The sequence below is a fragment of the Humibacter sp. genome (assembly GCF_035547335.1).
GTDB lineage: Bacteria > Actinomycetota > Actinomycetes > Actinomycetales > Microbacteriaceae > Humibacter.
Genome location: NZ_DASZVF010000003.1, coordinates 1 through 1,504 on the forward strand (window position 1 = coordinate 1; position 1,504 = coordinate 1,504).

General features: G+C 70.2%; 3 protein-coding genes. All 3 read left to right on the top strand.

Features of this window, described 5'->3' with window-relative positions; genetic code table 11:
* The first annotated feature begins 104 nt into the window (after positions 1-104).
* The gene (locus VHB92_RS00780) at positions 105-683 is read left to right on the top strand and encodes a hypothetical protein (RefSeq protein WP_325450390.1); all 579 of its coding nucleotides are present in this window, start codon (positions 105-107) and stop codon (positions 681-683) included.
* Positions 684-702: 19 nt separating this feature from the next.
* Entirely contained in the window at positions 703-876 is a 174-nt protein-coding gene (locus VHB92_RS00785; RefSeq protein WP_325450392.1) for a hypothetical protein, read from the top strand.
* Positions 877-941: 65 nt separating this feature from the next.
* A partial coding sequence (locus tag VHB92_RS00790) for a ParA family protein (RefSeq protein WP_325450394.1) occupies positions 942-1,504 on the top strand: 563 nt, incomplete at its 3' end.

The window sequence follows — 1,504 nt, forward strand, 5'->3', positions numbered from 1 at the left end:
CTCGTCAATACGCCTTCCGGTCGATAGTGCATCCACGCCTCGTGCTGCAGGCTTGAGCCCGCACACAGAACGGTTGGGTACAGCGACCGAACAAGGAGGACAGGATGCGGAGCATCCTCGCACTGGCAACAGCGCTGGTCATTGCGGCATGCGTCGGCGTGACGACGGCGAGTGCCGATCCGGGCAACGGCTCCGGTCAGGCGGCCACGGCTTCGGCGGCCGGAGTGTCGACGACGACGTACGGCTTCGTTCCGGACGCGGGCGTCGCCGTCACGACCGACCCCTCGAAGCTGACGGGGCACGTCGACATCTCGCCCGTCCCGGCGAAGGGCCGAGGCGCGGTCTCGCCCGCGTCGACCTGTGCGACCTGCATCGGCGGCGGCAACGTCTCCGGCTGCGCGACCGCCACCGTGCAGAACGGGGACGGGTACGGCAACTGGGTCAAGGCCAACTACCACTGGTGTTGGCTGAACGGCTCGATCTCGAGCAACTACGGCTGGGGCGACGAGGCCGCCTGCTGGGGCTTCTGCAACTTCCAGGGGTGGAACTACAACTTCGACTTCGGCAACGGGCACCAGGACAAGGGGACGTTCCGTGACGTCTCCGGCGGCGTCTTCCACATCGACTCGTCGGACGCGGCCTGCGTGGCCGTCGACGGCTGGGGGAACGCGTGGGGCTGCTGAGCACGGAGGACGCCCGGGCGTGACGCGGCTGGGCTCGTACGCGCGGACGGTCGGCTACGTCACGAGCGTCGTGCTCGGCGTCGGCGCCGTGCTCGGCACGCTCACGCTGGTGGCGTTCGGCATCCGTCTCTTGATCCACAGCCAGCACCACGGCCGGCAGCCGCCGGTCGTGACGGTGACCACGAACAGGTGAGTGAGGAGGGCCGGGTCCCGGGTACAGCGGGACCCGGCCCTCTCGACCCATTATCGTTCCGCTGGATGATCATCGCGGTCTCGAATCTGAAGGGCGGCGCGGGCAAGACGACGACGGCCGTCTACCTGGCGGCGGCGGGCCTCGAGCATGGCTACCGCTCGGTGCTCGTGATCGACGCCGACCGGCAGGGCTCCGCAGCCGAATGGCTCGAGGAGCAGCCGATCGACGGGGTCGAGGTGCTCGAGGCGCCGTCCGAGCGCACCCTGGCCAAGGCTCTCTCACGGCGCAAGGCGCTCAAGATCGTCGACACGCCCCCGGGCGACCAGCGGCTCCAGTCCACGGCGCTCGCCAAGGCCGACGCGGTCGTCATCCCGACCCGGGCCGGCGGCGTCGAGATCGGGCCGGTCGCCCAGACCCTCGAGCTCGTCCCGGAGCGGACGCCCCGCGGCGTCGTCCTCTGCTCCGCCCGCCTCGGCACCAACGACCTCGAAGAGACGATCGCGTTCTGGCGCCGCGAGCGGGTGCCGGTATGGGGCGTTGTGCCCGAACGCGTCGGAATCGCGTCCGGCCCGGAAGCGCGCCTCCATCGCGAGGGGCTCGAGCACTACGGCGAGATCCTCAAGCGCCT